The sequence below is a fragment of the Streptomyces sp. NBC_00670 genome (assembly GCF_036226765.1).
In the GTDB taxonomy this organism is placed as follows: domain Bacteria; phylum Actinomycetota; class Actinomycetes; order Streptomycetales; family Streptomycetaceae; genus Streptomyces.
In genome coordinates, this window is record NZ_CP109017.1 from 6,886,025 (window position 1) to 6,901,947 (window position 15,923).

16 protein-coding genes are annotated in these 15,923 nt (G+C 73.8%); 5 read left to right on the forward strand and 11 right to left on the reverse strand.

Annotated elements, in window-relative coordinates:
* Positions 1-846, reverse strand: a complete 846-nt coding sequence (locus OIE12_RS30140) for an MBL fold metallo-hydrolase (RefSeq protein WP_329140773.1) — start codon at positions 844-846, stop codon at positions 1-3.
* Positions 847-1,099: 253 nt separating this feature from the next.
* On the opposite strand from OIE12_RS30140, the gene OIE12_RS30145 reads away from it, so the two are divergent.
* Positions 1,100-1,888, forward strand: coding sequence for a peptidoglycan-binding domain-containing protein (locus OIE12_RS30145; protein ID WP_329140775.1), 789 nt, complete (start codon positions 1,100-1,102; stop codon positions 1,886-1,888).
* A 124-nt stretch (positions 1,889-2,012) separates the two neighbouring features.
* On the opposite strand, the gene OIE12_RS30150 is transcribed toward OIE12_RS30145, so the two are convergent.
* Complete coding sequence (locus tag OIE12_RS30150; RefSeq protein WP_329140777.1) at positions 2,013-2,696, reverse strand: nucleoside/nucleotide kinase family protein; 684 nt, start codon at positions 2,694-2,696, stop codon at positions 2,013-2,015.
* Between the two features lie 178 nt (positions 2,697-2,874).
* A complete protein-coding gene (locus OIE12_RS30155; protein WP_329140779.1) occupies positions 2,875-3,054 on the reverse strand; it encodes a hypothetical protein in 180 nt (59 codons plus the stop codon).
* A 96-nt stretch (positions 3,055-3,150) separates the two neighbouring features.
* Between OIE12_RS30155 and OIE12_RS30160 the strand changes: the two genes are divergently transcribed.
* Both OIE12_RS30160 and OIE12_RS30165 read left to right on the forward strand, forming a co-directional pair.
* The gene (locus OIE12_RS30160; protein ID WP_329140781.1) at positions 3,151-3,903 is read left to right on the forward strand and encodes a beta-phosphoglucomutase family hydrolase; all 753 of its coding nucleotides are present in this window, start codon (positions 3,151-3,153) and stop codon (positions 3,901-3,903) included.
* On the forward strand, positions 3,900-6,269 hold the full coding sequence (locus OIE12_RS30165; RefSeq protein ID WP_329140783.1) for a glycoside hydrolase family 65 protein: 2,370 nt from the start codon (positions 3,900-3,902) through the stop codon (positions 6,267-6,269). The genes OIE12_RS30160 and OIE12_RS30165 overlap by 4 nt, the downstream gene beginning before the upstream one ends.
* Before the next feature lie 164 nt (positions 6,270-6,433).
* Here OIE12_RS30165 and OIE12_RS30170 read toward each other — a convergent pair whose 3' ends face one another.
* The 8 genes from OIE12_RS30170 to OIE12_RS30205 all read right to left on the reverse strand — a co-directional run bounded on the left by OIE12_RS30170 (position 6,434) and on the right by OIE12_RS30205 (position 14,621).
* A complete protein-coding gene (locus OIE12_RS30170) occupies positions 6,434-8,080 on the reverse strand; it encodes a sodium/solute symporter (protein WP_329140785.1) in 1,647 nt (548 codons plus the stop codon).
* The gene (locus tag OIE12_RS30175; protein WP_329140787.1) at positions 8,077-8,634 is read right to left on the reverse strand and encodes a DUF485 domain-containing protein; all 558 of its coding nucleotides are present in this window, start codon (positions 8,632-8,634) and stop codon (positions 8,077-8,079) included. The genes OIE12_RS30170 and OIE12_RS30175 overlap by 4 nt, the downstream gene beginning before the upstream one ends.
* Before the next feature lie 213 nt (positions 8,635-8,847).
* Complete coding sequence (locus OIE12_RS30180) at positions 8,848-9,666, reverse strand: sigma-70 family RNA polymerase sigma factor (protein ID WP_329140789.1); 819 nt, start codon at positions 9,664-9,666, stop codon at positions 8,848-8,850.
* Positions 9,667-9,722: 56 nt separating this feature from the next.
* On the reverse strand, positions 9,723-10,565 hold the full coding sequence (locus OIE12_RS30185) for a polysaccharide deacetylase family protein (RefSeq protein ID WP_329140791.1): 843 nt from the start codon (positions 10,563-10,565) through the stop codon (positions 9,723-9,725).
* Between the two features lie 5 nt (positions 10,566-10,570).
* The gene (locus tag OIE12_RS30190; RefSeq protein ID WP_329140793.1) at positions 10,571-11,470 is read right to left on the reverse strand and encodes a DMT family transporter; all 900 of its coding nucleotides are present in this window, start codon (positions 11,468-11,470) and stop codon (positions 10,571-10,573) included.
* 46 nt (positions 11,471-11,516) lie between these two features.
* Positions 11,517-12,392 (reverse strand): SDR family NAD(P)-dependent oxidoreductase, encoded by an 876-nt coding sequence (locus OIE12_RS30195; RefSeq protein WP_443053969.1) that lies wholly within the window; start codon positions 12,390-12,392, stop codon positions 11,517-11,519.
* A 264-nt stretch (positions 12,393-12,656) separates the two neighbouring features.
* Entirely contained in the window at positions 12,657-13,136 is a 480-nt protein-coding gene (locus OIE12_RS30200) for an SPW repeat domain-containing protein (RefSeq protein ID WP_329140795.1), read from the reverse strand.
* Positions 13,137-13,145: 9 nt separating this feature from the next.
* Positions 13,146-14,621, reverse strand: coding sequence for an MFS transporter (locus OIE12_RS30205; RefSeq protein ID WP_329140797.1), 1,476 nt, complete (start codon positions 14,619-14,621; stop codon positions 13,146-13,148).
* Between the two features lie 145 nt (positions 14,622-14,766).
* Between OIE12_RS30205 and OIE12_RS30210 the strand changes: the two genes are divergently transcribed.
* Together OIE12_RS30210 and OIE12_RS30215 are read left to right on the forward strand one after the other, a co-directional pair.
* A complete protein-coding gene (locus tag OIE12_RS30210) occupies positions 14,767-15,177 on the forward strand; it encodes a phage holin family protein (RefSeq protein WP_329140799.1) in 411 nt (136 codons plus the stop codon).
* Positions 15,178-15,267: 90 nt separating this feature from the next.
* Positions 15,268-15,807, forward strand: a complete 540-nt coding sequence (locus OIE12_RS30215; protein ID WP_329140800.1) for a MarR family winged helix-turn-helix transcriptional regulator — start codon at positions 15,268-15,270, stop codon at positions 15,805-15,807.
* Positions 15,808-15,923: the final 116 nt, after the last annotated feature.

A 15,923-nucleotide genomic window follows, 5' to 3' on the forward strand; every position in this document is an offset into this window, starting at 1 on the left:
TCACAGCACCACCGGGATTCCCGTCCCCGGCGTCACCCGGGCGCGCTGCCCGTGCCCGCAGTGCACCAGACGCTCGCCGAGCCCCGCCCGCTCGACCTCCGCGAGGAACGCCTCCAGCGGCGAGCGCATCACCGTGTAGTCGCCGTAGTGCACCGGCAGGATCAGCCGGGGGTCCAGGCGGCGGGCCAGCTCCGCGCCCTGCGCACCGTCCATGGTCACCACGAAGCCGCCGGGCAGCAGGGTGCCGCCGAGATGCAGTACGGCCAGGTCGGCGGCGGGGAAGCGGCGGGCGATCTCGTCCAGGCCGTCGTGGAGCAGCGTGTCGCCGGAGAGATACAGCCGCAGCCGTACCGGCCCGTCCGCCGGGCCGAACTCCAGCATGCTGCCCATCACCGGCGGCAGCAGCCCCCGCAGCACCGCCTGCCCGGCGTGCCGGCCGGGCAGCGAGGTGATCCGCACCTGGGCGCCGCCGCTCCGCAGCACGCAGTCCTGCCAGGTCCGCAGCCCCGCCGCCTGCCGGAAACCGTGCAGCACGCTGAGGCGGCGGGCCGCGTGCGGGGTGGTCACGATGCGCAGCGAGCGGTCCAGGCCCCGCCGGGCGCGGCGGTCCCAGTGGTCGCCGTGCAGATGGGACAGGACGACGCCGTCCAGCGGCGGCAGCTCCTCGACCCCGAGCGCCGGCTCGGTGAGGCGGCGGCTGACCAGGCCGTAGCCGAGGTGCGCGTACTCCCCGCGGTGCAGGAAGTTCGGGTCGGTGAGCAGGGTCAGCGCGCCGTAGCGCAGCAGGACGGTCGCGTTGCCGATGAAGTGGATCTCCAACGGCTCGTCGTCGGTGGTCCGGGCCATGGTCGCCCCTGTCCGACGGGGCCGGGGGAGCGGCCCGTCTGTCGTGTCCCCGGTGTGCCTCGCGTGGCCCACCGGTCCAGGGCCTCCTGGGTACCCGTCCGGCCGGGGCGTACGCGGGCGTGCGGGCGCGCACGGGATTGTGCGGCCCCGGGAGCTTCACCACCGGCCCTCGGTGAACCGTGAGCCGTGCGCGCACGTATCCCTCACCGGACACGGCGCACGGCCCAGGGAGAGCGCACGGAAGGAGAACGGCGTGCCGACACCGCCCGAACCCCCCGGACAGCCCACGCGGCGCCCGGTGCTGGAACCCACGTACGTCATGCGCCGCCGCCGGACGGAGGCGCTGGCGGACCTGGTACGGGAGTACCGGGAGCGCCAGGAGAGCCGGCGCGGGGGAGAGGGGGCGGGTCCGGAAGCGGACGCGGACCCGGGCCCGGACTACGAGGTGGTCGCGCCGGGAGCGGGCCCTGGTGGTGCCGGCTCCACCGTGGACCTCGCCACCGAGGAGATGCCCCCGGTCACCGCGCCCTTACGGCCGCCGGGTGCCGGGCCGGTACCGGACGCGGTACCGCGCCCGCCCCGTCGTGACCGGGCGATGCGTGGGGTCGGCGGGCTGCGGGAGGACGGGCTCACCACGCGGCGGGCCGCCGTCGTCGTGGGAGTGACCGCCGCCGCCCTCGTCGGCTTCGGGGCCGCGCTCGTGGTCCCCGGCGTCGGCGGTCACGACGCCCGGGGGGCCGGTACGCCGCTGCGGCCGCCCGCGACCGGCGCCGCCTCCCGGCCCGCCGACGCCCCCGGCACCGACCCGGACGGCGCCGGCACCCTGCGCGAGGGGGACAGCGGGCCCGCCGTGAGCGAGCTCCAGCAGCGACTGCTGCGCATCCCCGACGTGTACCGCGACGGCGCCACCGACGGCCGCTACGACGCCGTGCTGCGCGCGGCCGTCGCCCGGTTCCAGCTCTGGTACGGCATCAGGGGCGACGAGAGCGGTGTGTACGGCAACGACACCCGCCGCGACCTGGAGTCCCGCACCGTGCTGTGACCCCCCCCGGACGGCGAGCACGGGCCGGCGTACGGAGGCCGCTCACCTGAAAGCCGTACGCCGCCCGGGCCCGCCCACCGCAACGGGCGTGCCGCGCATCTCCCGCACGCGGCACGTCCGTTGCCTACTTCCCTCTCCCGGCGGGCTCGCCCGGCAGGACCGGCTCCGGGACGATCAGGTCCGCCCGGTCGCGGGTCGTGGCGATCAGTTCGGCGTTGCGCCGGTCGGTGCCGAGGGTCCAGGCGACCGCCGCGTCGTGGTCCTTGCCGAACTCCTCGTGGCGGGCGATCAGCCGGCGGACCCGCTCGTCCTCGTCGCGGGGTTCGCAGTACCAGACCTCGTCCAGCAGGGGGCGTACGCGGGACCAGGCGCCGGTGGTCAGGAGGAGGTAGTTGCCCTCGGTGACCACCAGACGGGTGGTGGGCGGTACGGGAATGGTGCCGGCGATCGGCTGTTCGAGGACGCGCTCGAAGCCGGGGGCGTAGACGACCGTGTCGTTCTCCGCGGGGTCCTTCAGACGGCGGAGGAGGGCGGCGTAGCCGGCGGCGTCGAAGGTCTCGGGGGCGCCTTTGCGGTCGCGGAGGGACAGGCGGTCGAGTTCGGTGTCGGCGAGGTGGAAGCCGTCCATGGGGACGTGGGTGGCGGGGGGTGGGCCGGGGAGGGTGGCGTTGAGGGCGCGGACGAGGTGTTCGGCGAGGGTGGTCTTGCCGGAGGCGGGGGCGCCGGTGAGGCCGAGTATGGCTCGGCCACGGTCGTGCACCAGGCCTGCGGCCCGCCGCAGCAGTTCGTCAAAGGTCACACTTCCCATTGTTCTCGCCCCCGCCGCCCCTACCCGTCCCGTCCCGGGGGCAAGCCCCCGGACCCCCAAAAGATGCGCAGTTCCCCGCGCCCCTGACAGGGGCGCGGGGAACTGCGCAACGGGGTCAAAGGGGCGGAGCCCCTTGAGGATGGGAAGGGTAGGGGCGGCGGGGGCGAGAAAAGCCGCTCTAGCCGGACGCACCCGGCGTCAGAATCTCGTCCAGCACTCTGCCCACCGCTTCGTAGACGACACCCCGCACCACGCCCTCCTCCCCCCTTCCCTTCCACACCCGTTCCTGCTCCTCCGCCCACCCCCGCGCCCGCTGAATCCTCCGCAGCAGTTCGTCCGAGTCCACGACATCGCTCATGCACCCCGGGTACCCCGGCAACGCCGGGGAATGTGGCACTCGACACACACCCCCGCCCCGCCCCCTGTTCCGCGCCACGGAGGGAAGCTGTCCCGTATGACTGCACGCGTGACGGAGCTCGGTCTCCCGGACGACATCCAGGCCTGCCTCTTCGACCTCGACGGAGTCATCACCCGGACCGCCGTCGTCCACGCCGCCGCATGGAAACAGACGTTCGACGAGTATCTGCGGCAACGCGACGGCACGGAGTTCCGGCCGTTCGACAAGGGCGCCGACTACGACAGTTACGTCGACGGCCGCCCCCGCGCCGACGGCGTCCGCACCTTCCTCGCCTCCCGCGACATCCACCTCCCCGAGGGCGATCCCGGCGACCCGCCGGACGCCGAGACCGTGCACGGCCTCGGCAACCGCAAGAACGAACTGCTCCTCGAACTGATCCGCACCCAGGGCGTCGAGGCCTACGACGGCACCCTCCGCTATCTCGACAGGGTCCGTGCCGCCGGACTGCGCACCGCCGTCGTCTCCTCCAGCGCCAACTGCCGTGACGTCCTGCGCTCCATCGACGCCGAACACCTCTTCGACGTCCGTATCGACGGCGTCGTCGCCGCCGAACGCGGCCTGCCCGGCAAGCCCCGCCCGGACACCTTCCTCGCCGCCGCCCAGGACCTGGACGTCCAGCCGAAGGCCGCCGCCGTCTACGAGGACGCCCTCGCCGGCATGGACGCGGGCCGCTCCGGACACTTCGGCTACGTCGTCGGCCTGGACCGGGTCGGCCAGGCGGACGCCCTGCGCGCCCACGGCGCCGACGTCGTCGTCGAGGACCTCACCGACCTGGGGAGGTGGGCGTGATCACGCACACCTCCTACGGCGTCGAGCCCTGGTGCCTGCGCGAACGCGGACTGCACCCGGACGTGCTCCCGCAGAGCGAGTCGGTGTTCGCGCTGTCCAACGGACACGTCGGCTGGCGCGGCAACCTCGACGAGGGCGAGCCGCACGGACTGCCCGGCTCCTACCTCAACGGCGTCTACGAGTCCCACCCGCTGCCGTACGCCGAGGCCGGCTACGGCTATCCCGAGTCCGGGCAGACCGTCATCAACGTCACCAACGGCAAAATACTGCGACTGCTGGTGGACGACGAGCCGTTCGACGTGCGCTACGGACGGCTGCGCTCCCACGAACGCGTCCTCGACCTGCGCACCGGCCTGCTCACCCGCACCTGCGAGTGGACCTCCCCGGCCGGCACCACCGTCCGCATCCGCTCCCGCCGTCTGGTGTCGTTCACCCAACGGGCCATCGCCGCGGTCTCCTTCGAGGTGGAGGCCGTCGACAGCCGCGCCCGGATCGTCGTGCAGTCGGAGCTGGTCACCAACGAGCAGCTGCCCGGCCACAACGGGGACCCGCGCGCCGCCGTCGCCCTGGAATCGCCGCTGGAGGCGGAGACCCACTTCGCCAAGGGCACCCGGCTGCGGCTCGTGCACCGCACCCGGCGCAGCGGACTCCGGGTCGCCGCCGCGGCCGACCACCGGGTCACCGGACCCGAGGAGACCGCGACCGAGTGCGAGTCCACCGAGGACCTCGCCCGGCTCACCATCGCCTCCGTGCTCGCGCCCGGCGAGAGTCTGCGCGTGGACAAGCTCGTGTCCTACGGCTGGTCCAGCACCCGGTCGCTGCCCGCCGTCAGCGACCAGGTCGACGCGGCGCTCGCCGCCGCCGCGATCCGCGGCTGGCAGGGCCTGGCCGAGGAACAGCGGGAGTACCTCGACGACTTCTGGGCCCGCTCGGACGTCGAGGTCGACGGCGACGAACAGATCCAGCAGGCCGTGCGGTTCGCCCTCTTCCACGTCCTCCAGGCCGGGGCACGGGCCGAGCAGCGGGCCATCCCGGCCAAGGGACTGACCGGCTCCGGCTACGACGGCCACGCCTTCTGGGACACCGAGACCTTCGTCCTGCCGCTGCTCACCTACACCTCGCCCGAGGCGGTCGCCGAGGCGCTGCGCTGGCGGCAGAACACCCTGCCCGCCGCGCGCGAGCGCGCCGCCCAACTCGGCCTGCGCGGGGCCGCGTTCCCCTGGCGCACCATCGCGGGCGAGGAGGGCTCGGCGTACTGGCCGGCCGGCACCGCCGCCTTCCACGTCAACGCCGACATCGCCGACGCCGTCGTCCGCTACACCGCCGCCACCGGCGACAAGCGGTTCGAACGCGACACCGGTGTCGAACTCCTCGTGGAGACCGCCCGGTTGTGGCGCTCGCTCGGCCACCACGACCACCGGGGCGCCTTCCACATCGACGGCGTCACCGGCCCCGACGAGTACAGCGCCGTCGCCGACGACAACACGTACACCAACCTCATGGCGCGGATGAACCTGACCGCCGCCGCCGACGCGGCCGAACGGCATCCGCGGCAGGCCGCCGCGCTCGGCGTCGACGACGAGGAGAGCGCCGCCTGGCGCGACGCCGCCGAGGCCATGCACATCCCGTACAACCACGAACTCGGCGTCCACGAGCAGCATGCCGGGTTCACCCGCTACCAGCGCTGGGACTTCGCGGCCACCCGCCCCGACCAGTTCCCGCTGATGCTGCACTTCCCCTACTTCGACCTGTACCGCAAACAGGTCGTCAAGCAGGCCGACCTGGTGCTCGCGATGTACACGTGCAGCGCGTTCTTCGACGCCGAGCACAAGGCGCGCAACTTCGCGTACTACGAGCCGCTCACCGTGCGCGACTCGTCCCTGTCCGCGTGTACGCAGGCGGTCATCGCGGCCGAGGCGGGCCACATGTCGCTCGCCTACGACTACCTCCACGAGGCCGCGCTGATGGACCTCCACGACCTGGAGCACAACACGCGAGACGGGCTGCACATCGCCTCGCTCGCCGGGACGTGGATGGTGCTCGTGGCGGGGTTCGGCGGGATGCGGCACCACGGGGGGACACTGCAGTTCGCGCCCCGGCTGCCGGAGACGTTCCGGCGGCTGGCGTTCACGTTGGAGCTGCTGGGGCGGAGGGTGCGGGTGTCGATCGAGCGGGGGGTGGCGGCGTACACGCTGCTCAGCGGCGAGCCGCTGGTCATCCACCATCACGGCGAACCGCTGACGGTGGAAATGGACAAGGTCAGCCGCCGCGACATCCCTCCACTGAAGCCGACCCCGCCCCCGGCCCAGCCGACCCACCGCCACCCCAACCGGGCGACGGCTCCGGAGGGCCAGGGCGCGTCATAACTCGGGGTGTCCTGTCGTACGGCGGCTGCTGGTGGGCGGGTGGTTGCTCGCGCAGTTCCCCGCGCCCCTTGAAAGCAGGGGTGTCCCCTGGCTTTCAGGGGCGCGGGGAACTGCGCGACAAGCCACGACGTACCCGCACTCGCCGTACGGCAGAGGCCCCCGCGCTATGAGGCGCCCCTCGAAACCGGCGGAGCCCCCGCGCGGGGGCGAGGAAAGGCCGTGCCGGCCAGAATCCGCGGCTCGACCCTGTCGTAGAGGCGCCGTTGGCGGTCCTTCCGGGACCGCCCCGACAGCACCGTCCCCAGCCACCCGCACACGAACCCCGCCGGAATCGACACCACCCCCGTCGTCGTGAACGGGAACCAGTGGAAGTCCAGCCCCGGGAACGCCGCCGTCGGCGACCCGGACACCAGACTCGTCCCCGGCATCAGCACCAGCACCGCCACCGTCCCCCCGATCAACGCGCACAGCAGCCCCGCCCGCGTACACCGCCGCCAGAACAACGCGTACACCAGCGCCGGCGCGAGCGCGGACGCGCCCACGCAGAAGGACGCCGTCGCCAGCGGCTGCAGACTGCGGTCCTGCACCAGCGTGGCGAGCAGGATCGCCGGCACGCCCACCACCAGCGCGCACACCCGCGCGACCACCGTCTCCCGCTGCGGAGCCGGCCGCCGCGCCCGCGTGGCGAACACGTCGTGGGCCATGGAGTTGGCGCAGGCGAGGATCATGCCGGCCACCGAGGCGAGCAGCGTCAGGAAGATCGCCGTCGTGACGGTGGTGAACAGCAGCGTCTCCGGACGCGACAGATGCGCCCCGAACGCGGCCCGCGAGCCCAGCAGATACGCCGTGTTGCCGCGCGGATCGGCCGCGGCGAGCCCCTGCCGGCCGACCAACGCGGTGGCCCCCACGCCCACCACGGTGATCACGACGGCGAAGAGCGCGACCGAGGCCACCGCCCACGACATGGACCGCCGCACCTGCCGGGCGCTGCTCGCGGTGTACATCCGCATGGTCACATGCGGCAGACACGCCCCGCCCAGCACGATGGTCAGCTGGGTGCTGACCATGTCCAGCCTGGGATGGTCGCCCCCGGCGAACTGCAACCCTGGCCGCAGATACGCCTGCCCCGCCCCGCTGCGGCCCGCGGCGGCGGTGAACAGCGCCCCCGGGTCCCAGTGGAAGGCGCGCAGCACGAGGACGGCGACGACGGCGCCCGAGCCGAGCAGCATCACCATCTTCAGCAGCTGGATGAGGGCGGTGCCCTTCATGCCGCCGATCGCCGCATAGCTGATCATCAGCGCGCCCACCCCGACGACGCACCCGGTCTTCATCGCGCTCCCGGTGAACCCCAGGATGTACGCGAGGAGCTGGCCGGTACTGGCGAGCTGCACCAGCATCATCGGCAGCAGCGCGATCAGCGTCACCGCGCAGGTGGTGATCCGCACCGACCGGCCCGGCATACGGCGGGACAGCGCGTCGCCCAGGGTGAACCGCCCGGTGTTCCGCAGCGGTTCGGCCAGCAGGAACATCAGCAGCATCAGCGACAGCGTCATGCTCAGCGCGAGGACGACACCGTCGTAGCCGCACAGCGCGATCACCCCGCCGATGGTGAGCACGGTGGCGGCGGAGATGTAGTCGCCGGCGATGGCGAGCCCGTTGCGCAGCGGGGACAGTGAGCGGTAGCCGGTGTAGAACTCCGCGAGGTCGTCGCGGTCGGGGCCGGTCATCACGCACAGCAGCAGGGTGACGGTGACGACGGCGCAGAAGGCGACCAGGGACCAGGACTGGGCGGAGCCGTCGAACTCGGTCATCGTCCCGGCCCCCGGACGGCGGCGGATCCCTCGGGGGCCCCGGCCAGGGGGTCGGGCGGGGTGTGGCGCCGTACGCGGGCGGCGAGCGGGTCGACGTAGCGGTGGGCCGTGCCCTCGTACAGCAGGATCGCGAGCCAGGTGACCGGGACCTGGACCAGGCCGAGCAGCAGCCCCGTGGACAGACCCCCGGTGACGGGGCGGGTCATCACGGACGGCTCGTACGCGGAGAGGAGGAGGAAGACGACGAAGTAGCCGAGGGCGGCGAGGGTGGCGACCCGGCGCTGCCTGCGGTAGGCGCGGCGCAACAGCCGGAGGTCGCCGTGGTGCCCGCGCGCCGGGGACGGTAACGCCCGGCGTAAGGGGCGGGTCGGTAAGTCCCGGTCGGTGTCGGCCACATGCCCGTGCGGTGCGCTCTCCGGGGGTTCCTCCTCCGGGTCCTCGTCCAGCGGCCAGGGGTGGGGGAGGGCGGCGGCCGACCAGCTCGGGATGTGCGGCGGCGGGACCGGATACGAGGGGTGCGGCGAGGACGACGGCGCGGACGGGTCGTGGGACATCCCGGTTCTCCTTGCGGCTCGATGAGGCCCGGCGGGTGCGGGCCGTGGGGGGAGGGAAGCGGGGGAGCGGGTTTTCGCACGCTATCCGCCGCCATCCGCGCCGCGGGCCGTTTTACGGGAACTCGGGGTGGGCCGTCACCACCCCGCTGACCTCGGGTGTTGCCCCTGTGAGCGCAGTGAAAGGAGAGTCGTGGGAGAAGGCGGGGACCGCCCTCAGCACGCCAGCAGATTCTGTCGGAGATAGGCACAGGTCCGGCTCAGCAGCCGGGACACATGCATCTGCGAGACCCCGATGCGGTCCGCGACCTGACGCTGCGTCAGGGAGTTGAGGAAGTACAGCTTCAGCACGTCCCGCTCACGGTCCGGAAGCCGGGGAATGAGGGCGCGCAGGGCCACCAGATCGGTGACGAGGTCGAGCGCCGGGTCCTCCCCGCCGATCGTCTCGGCCAGCGAGGCGCCGCGGTCCGGGCCGCGCCGCTCGTCGATGGAGAGCGGGTTGCGCGACTGGTCGGCGCGCAGGGCCTGGCGTATGTCGTCCTCGTCCATCCCGGTGAGCCGCCGGATGTCCCCGACGGTGCCGCCCTGCGCGTACCCCGAGCGGCGCAGCTCCTCCTGTGCGCGCCGGACCCTGCGGTGCCGCTCCTGCACCCGGCGGGGGACGTGCAACTCCCAGGTGTGGTCCCGGAGATAGCGCTTGAGTTCGCCGTCGATGGTCGGCACGGCGTACGACAGGAAGGCGTGGCCGCGGCCGGGGTCGAAGCGGTCGACCGCCTTGACCAGGCCGAGGCACGCCACCTGGTAGAGGTCCTCGCGGCTCTCGGCCGGGCTGCCGTAGCGCCGGGCGATCCGGCGGGCCATGGGCAGGAAGGCGACGATCGCCGACTCGCGCAGCCGGTCGCGCTCCGGACCGTCGGGACATTCGGCCATCCGGTGCACGAGGTCCTCCTCCGCGGAGCGCTCCGGCGAGGGGGCCGGGGCGTCCGGGCGGGGAGCGGTGAGTGGCGAGCGGTGGGGGGCTCGGGTGTCGGTCATGTGTGTATCCGTCCCTGTATCTGTCGGAGACGGACGGGTTCCCGAGCTCTTTTGCCCTATGCAAAGGTTACGGAACGGTGATGTTGTGTGACTCCTGTGAACCCTGTGGACCCTGTGACGCCTTGACCGAGGCCGTGGTCCCCGAGCGGGCCCACCGTCAGGCCCGCGCGCCGGCAGTCGGTGACCAGGTCGGGAAGGGCGGCGAGGGTCGCCTTCCAGCAGTCCGGGGCGGCCGTCCGGTCGCTGTCGTGCAGCAGCACCGTGCCGCCGCCACGCAGATCGGCCTCGACCGTCCCGCGCACCGAGTCGGGAGTGGCGTCCGCCGTCCAGTCCCTGCCCCACGCCGACCACAGCACCGGCCGCAGCCCCGCCCGCCGGGCCGCCGCCCAGCGCCCGGAGGTGAGGATCCCGTACGGCGGCCGGTACCAGAGCGGTCGCCTGCCGGTGACGTCGGCCACCGCCTCGGCCGCCCGCGCCACCTCGCGCGCGTCCCGGACGGGGGCGGGCAGCCAGGGCCGGTCGTGCGTCCAGCCGTGCACGGCCAGCTCGTGCCCCCGGCGGGCCGTCTCGCGGACCAGCTCGGGATGGCGTACGACGCTCTCGCCCAGGACGAAGAACGTGGCGCGCACCAGCAGTTCGTCCAGGGCGTCGAGGAAGAGCGGGGTGGAGGCCGGGTCGGGACCGTCGTCGAAGGTGAGGGCGACGTGAGAGGGGTCTCCGATCCCCGCGAGCCGGGGGAAGCGGCGGCGCCGCAGCCCCGGCAGCCAGGTGGCGGCCGGGACGATGTGGACGGCGGCCGCGGCGGTGACCGCGAGGGGGACGGCGGCCAGGGCGCGCCGGGCGTGCTCCGGCGGGCATGCCGCGCGCCGGGCGGAAACGGGGGCGGACGTGCGGCTCATGCCTTTCAGTGCCTCTCTGTCGTGGTGTGCTGCGGTTGTTGCGCGTCCCAGGACTCGGTTTGCGAGGTCGCGTGCGCCAGTCCGACGGTGCCCGCGCCGATGAGCGCGATGCCGATGATCTCGGGGAAGAGGCGCAGCCCGAGCCCGATGCGCTCGTCGAACAGCGCCCAGCCCAGCGCCACGCTGGTCAGCGCGTCGCCGAGGGTCAGCGCGGGCTGGGATGCCGTCAGACTGCCGGCCCGGAAGGCGCCCTGGAGCAGGACGAACGCGGTCAGCCCGGCCACCGCCAGCGCGTACAGCGGCCAGGTCGCGAAGATCCCGGCCCCCACGTCGCCGATCCGCCCGGTGACCTCCTTCATCAGCGCGGCGGTGGTCGCGAAGGAGACGGCCGAGGCCAGCGCGAGCAGCGCGGCCCGGGCGGAGCCCCTGACCAGCCGGGAGACGACGATGAGGGCGACGACGGCCGCGAACGCGGCCACCCCGGCAAGCAGCCAGCGGCCCGGGGTGGCGCTGGAGCGTCCCTCGGTCGGCGCCGCCGAACCGAGGAACAGGGCCAGGCCGAGGGCGAGGGCCACGAAGGCGAGCCAGGTGCGCCGGTCCGGCGTGTGGTGGAAGACGACGCTGCCGACAGCCAGGGTGAACAGCAGTTCGGCGGCGAGCAGGGGCTGGACGAGGGAGAGGCTGCCCACGGTGAGCGCGGCGGCCTGGAGCACGGTCGAGACCGCCAGCAGCGCGGAGCCGGCCAGCCAGAACGGGCGGCGCAGGACATGCGCCATCCAGTGCGCGGCATGCCGTACGCCGCCGCCGGAATCCTCTTCGTCGGTCGCCGCGCGCCGCTGCAGCACCGAGGCCGTGGCGTTGGCGAGGGCCGCGAGCAGGGCCAGGACGACGGTGAGCGCGTTCACCCCGTGACTCCTCGACGACTGCGACAGCTCCGACGACTTGGGCGGCTCACCCGAAGCGGGCGGCGAGCCGCCGGTAGACGGCGGGGGCGGTGCCCCGGATACGGGCCGGCAGCCGCAGCCAGCCGGGTACGTAGATCTCGTCCCGGCCCCGTGTCACCGCCGCGCTGACCGCGTCGGCCACCTTCTCCGCCGACACCGGCCGCGGGTGCGACCGTACGTACGGCATTCCCCGCCGTTCGAAGAACGGCGTGTCCACCACGGCGGGTACCACATGGCTGACGCCGACGCCGGTGCCGTACAACTCGTAGCGCAGCGCGTCCGCGAACGCGGCGAGCGCGGCCTTGGCGGCGGAGTACACGGCCTCCTGACGCACGGCCAGCACCCCGGCCACCGACCCGACAAGCACCACGCGCCCCGAGCCGGCCTCCACCATGCCCGGCAGCAGTCGCCGCACCAGGTGCATCGCGGGCAGTACGTCCACGTCGAACAGCTTGTCGATGGAGCCCGGGGGCATGGTGACGAAGTCACCCGCCCAGCCGATGCCCGCCCCGGCGACCAGCAGGTCCACCCGGCCGCCCGCCGCGTCCAGCGCGAAGTCGGCGAGCCGGTGTCCGGCGCCGGGGCGGGAGAGGTCGGCGGGGAAGACGGCGGCCGAGGTGGCGTCGGCCACCTGGGCGAGCCGTTGGGGGTCGCGGCCGTTCAGCACGAGGTGCCAGCCGTCGGCGGCCAGGCGCTGTGCGACGGCGGCGCCGATGCCGGAGGATGCGCCCGTCACCAGGGCCGTTCCCGGGCAGACCCGCTCTCCGTCGGCCGGCCGCCGCACCATCCGGGGCTCCGCACCCGGCACACCCGTCGGCACCTCGGCAACGGGGGAGGAGGTGTCACGTGCGTACGAGGGGGCGCGGGAGAAGGCGTGAGCCATGGGGCGACCTCTGCGGGGAGGGCGAACACCGGGGGGTACCGGCCGGCGGCCGGGGACGGTGCGCGGACGGGAGCGGGCGGTCATGGAGTATCCGCCCGGCTTGTCTCTGAAACGTGCGCATCTCTGTACGTATGGGGTGCGTGCGGGGGCGCCTTGGAGCGCGGGGGCGCCCCCTGCTTTTCAGGGGCGCGGGGAAGCGCGCGAGCAACCACAACGCACCCGCGGCCGCCAACGCACAAGCGGCCCCGAGTCAGGACGCGCGAGCTAGGGCGCGTCCTTGGCATCCCGCTGCGCGGAACCCTCTCGCTTCGCGGAGCCCGCTCGTTCCGCGAGCATGACGCCGACGAGGCCGAGGAGCGCCAGGACGCACCCCGTCGTGACCTGGTCCCAGCGGATGACCGCCGCGCCGAAGTCGCCGAAGAAGCCGGAGAGGATCAAGCCCACTCCGACCGCGAGGACCAGCAGATCGGTCGCCTTGCCGCGTGCGCGGGAGAGCCGGACCAGGCCCGCGAGGAAGACGATGACCCCGGCGCCCATCTCCACGAGGTGGGGGTCGTTGGCCAGGGTGTCCGGATACCCCAGCGCCCACATGCAGATGAACAGCCAGAGACCGGCCAGCATCATCAGCACGCTCAGCGGAACGTCGTGCAGCCCCTTCGCGCCGGGCCCTTCGACCCGGCCGATCCGGCTCGGGACGGGGGAGCGCTCGAGGTCGGAGGAAGTTCTGGTCGAAATCGTACTCATTCGTACGGACTATCCCGCTTCGCGGCCTTGAACCCTCCCGCCGGTCTTCTTCTCGGCGGCCTCCGCGTCCGCCGAGGCCAGCGCCGTGGCCACGTCACGCGGATACGTCCGCAGCGCCACCAGGCTCAGCAGACCGGCCGCGAGCAGCGGCACCAGGCACACCAGGAAGGCCATCTGGAGGCCCTCGGTGCGGCTGCCGCTGTCGTCGAACACGTCCGACGACAGGAAACCGAACAGCAGCGGGGCGGTCGTCTCGGCGGCCGACCGGGTCAGCGTGCGGGCCGCCTCCGATCTGCCCCACAGCCCCGGCGGCACGATGTCCAGCCGGGCCGCGTCCAGCGGCGGGTTCGCGGCGGCCAGCAGCCCCGCCCCGACGGCGAGGAGCGGCACGGCGAGCAGCGCGGAACTCGTCAGGATCCCCGGCGCGAACACCGGCGCGGCGGCGAGCAGCGCCACCGCCGGCACCAGTACCCGGCCACCGGCGTGACCGTGCCGCAGCGCCACGTCCGGCAGCCGGGCGCCGGCCACGAGACCGGCCAGGATGCCCGCGCCGATCACGACGACCAGCCCGCTGGCGGTACTGCGGCCGACCCCGTAGTGGTGGGTCACGAACAGCAGGCCGAAGGACCGCACTCCGGCGAAGAAGAAGTACGCCAGCGCCGAGGCGGTGATCATCAGCAGCACCGTGCGGATGCGCAGGATGTAGGCGAACGCGCGGTGCGCCGGCATGGTCCGCGGGTCCTCCCGCAGCACCTGCTCGGGGCGTGGCTCGCTGCGGGCGGTGCGTACGACGGCGCGGGCGGAGCCGGTTGCGGGTGCGGCGTCCGGTGCGGTGGGCGGCCGCTGTCCCTCGCGGGCCAGCTGGCCGCGGCCGCCGCGCCGTGGCTCCGGGAGCCGGACGAGCAGCCAGGCCAGCAGCGCGCCCGGCAGGGCCAGCCAGGCGAACGAGACCCGCCAGGACAGCAGCGCCGCGATGTTGGTGGACACCACATAGCCGAAGCCGGTGCCGAACAGTTCACCGGCGAGGATGTAGCCGTACAGGTGGGCGCGTTCGCCGGAGGGGAAGTAGTCGCCGACGAGCGAGGCGACGGCGGGGCCCGCCGTCGCCGCGACCACGCCGAGGCCGACCCGGGCCGCCAGCAGCGTCTCGAAGGAGCCCGCGACGGCCGAGCCGACCATCGCCACGGACCACAGCACGATGCTGCCGGCGAGGAGGCGGGTGCGGGTGGTGCGGTCGGTCAGGACGCCGGCGGGGAGGGTGGCGAGGGCGCCGGCCAGGGAGGTGGCCGAGACGAGCAGGCCGATGTGGGTGTGGTTGAGGCCGAAGACCTGTTCGAGGCTGTCGGCGTTGACGGAGATCGTCGCCTTGTCGGCGCCGTCCAGGGCGATGACCATCGCCAGCAGGGTGATCACGCGGAGGCGGGCGCGCCCGCCCACCGCGCGCTCCGCGCGCCGCCTGAACGGTTCCCCTTTCAGCGTCCTCACCTCCTCCCTGCGAGCGGGCCCCACCGGCCGGCAGCCGACGACGCACCGAACGGAGGCGCGGGGGGCGGAGCCCTCGTGTCGCGTGCCCAGTCGGGGGTACCCCGCTCACGAACCCACGGAACGACAGCAACGGCAGGGGACGACGATGCAAGGCAACGAGACACCCCGCGGCGACGCCACCGCCGGTTCCGGTGTGGGTGACGCGGCCACCCGCCTGGCCCAGGACACCGCCGACCTCGCCCGCCGCGAGGTGCGGGCGATCCAGGACGAGGCCCTGGCCGGCCTGCGCCGCTTCGGAACGGCCGGCGTCCTCTTCGCCGGCGCCGGTGTCTGCGGCGTGCTCACCCTCGCCGCCGCCCACCAGACCCTGCTGCGCGCGACGGAGTCGGTCCTCCCGAGGACCGCCGCCGCGGCGGTGCTGACCTGCGCCTACGCCACCGGCGGCGCGGGCCTCGCCTACCTCGCGCGCGACCGCGTACGGGCCACCGCGGAGGCGACCGCGCGGGCGCTGGAGAAGGAGCACGAGCGGCTGGCCCCGGAGACCCCCGCGCCCTGACCCGTGCCGGGCGTCCACTTCCGGCCGCGGGGCGGACGTATGCCCTGGCCCGGCGCGTGCCCCGCGCCTCGCTCGCGATAGAAAGGACCCATGGCGGAGCGCGACACTGACACCGGGTTCGAGGACGTGGACGACGTCGACGGAGTGACCCGGGCGGTCCTCGCGGCCTCCCGGTTGCTGATGGCGGTCTCCGCGCGCTCGCTCGCCGCCGTCGAGGACGGGGTGACGCTGCCCCAGTTCCGCATGCTGGTCGTGCTCTCCACCCGGGGCGCCACCAAACTGGTCGCGCTGGCGGAACTGCTCCAGGTGGCGCCGTCGACCGCGATGCGCATGGTCGACCGGCTGATCGCCGCGGGGCTCGCCGTGCGCGAGGTCAATCCGGAGAGCCGGCGCGAGACCCTGCTGACCCTCACGGAGGAGGGCCGGCGCACCGTCGAGAGCGTCGTCACCCGGCGCCGCGCGGCCATCTCGTCCATCGTCGAGCGGCTGGACCCCGGGCACCGGTCCGCGCTCGTCGAGGCGCTCGCGGCGTTCAACGAGGCGGGCGGGGAGCCCTCCGTCCCCGTCCCCGACGACGCGCAGGCCCAGGCCATGGGCTGGGGCGAACCCGGCCTCACCCGCGACGTCTGACCCGCCCCGGCACCCGCGCGCCCCGCTTCCCCCCCACGTTTCGCGCCCGGCACCGCGGGAACTCCGGGGGCCCTACGCGGGAGAGGGAGCCGGCATGCCCACACGAGACGACGTAC

Coding starts and splice junctions, on each gene's coding strand:
- OIE12_RS30185 (WP_329140791.1), bottom strand. CDS start 10,565: ATGAGCCGCACGTCCGCCCCCGTTTCCGCCCGGCGCGCGGCATGCCCG.
- OIE12_RS30140 (WP_329140773.1), bottom strand. CDS start 846: ATGGCCCGGACCACCGACGACGAGCCGTTGGAGATCCACTTCATCGGC.
- OIE12_RS30195 (WP_443053969.1), bottom strand. CDS start 12,392: ATGGCTCACGCCTTCTCCCGCGCCCCCTCGTACGCACGTGACACCTCC.
- OIE12_RS30200 (WP_329140795.1), bottom strand. CDS start 13,136: ATGAGTACGATTTCGACCAGAACTTCCTCCGACCTCGAGCGCTCCCCC.
- OIE12_RS30160 (WP_329140781.1), top strand. CDS start 3,151: ATGACTGCACGCGTGACGGAGCTCGGTCTCCCGGACGACATCCAGGCC.
- OIE12_RS30150 (WP_329140777.1), bottom strand. CDS start 2,696: ATGGGAAGTGTGACCTTTGACGAACTGCTGCGGCGGGCCGCAGGCCTG.
- OIE12_RS30215 (WP_329140800.1), top strand. CDS start 15,268: ATGGCGGAGCGCGACACTGACACCGGGTTCGAGGACGTGGACGACGTC.
- OIE12_RS30175 (WP_329140787.1), bottom strand. CDS start 8,634: ATGTCCCACGACCCGTCCGCGCCGTCGTCCTCGCCGCACCCCTCGTAT.
- OIE12_RS30155 (WP_329140779.1), bottom strand. CDS start 3,054: ATGAGCGATGTCGTGGACTCGGACGAACTGCTGCGGAGGATTCAGCGG.
- OIE12_RS30210 (WP_329140799.1), top strand. CDS start 14,767: ATGCAAGGCAACGAGACACCCCGCGGCGACGCCACCGCCGGTTCCGGT.
- OIE12_RS30180 (WP_329140789.1), bottom strand. CDS start 9,666: ATGACCGACACCCGAGCCCCCCACCGCTCGCCACTCACCGCTCCCCGC.
- OIE12_RS30170 (WP_329140785.1), bottom strand. CDS start 8,080: ATGACCGAGTTCGACGGCTCCGCCCAGTCCTGGTCCCTGGTCGCCTTC.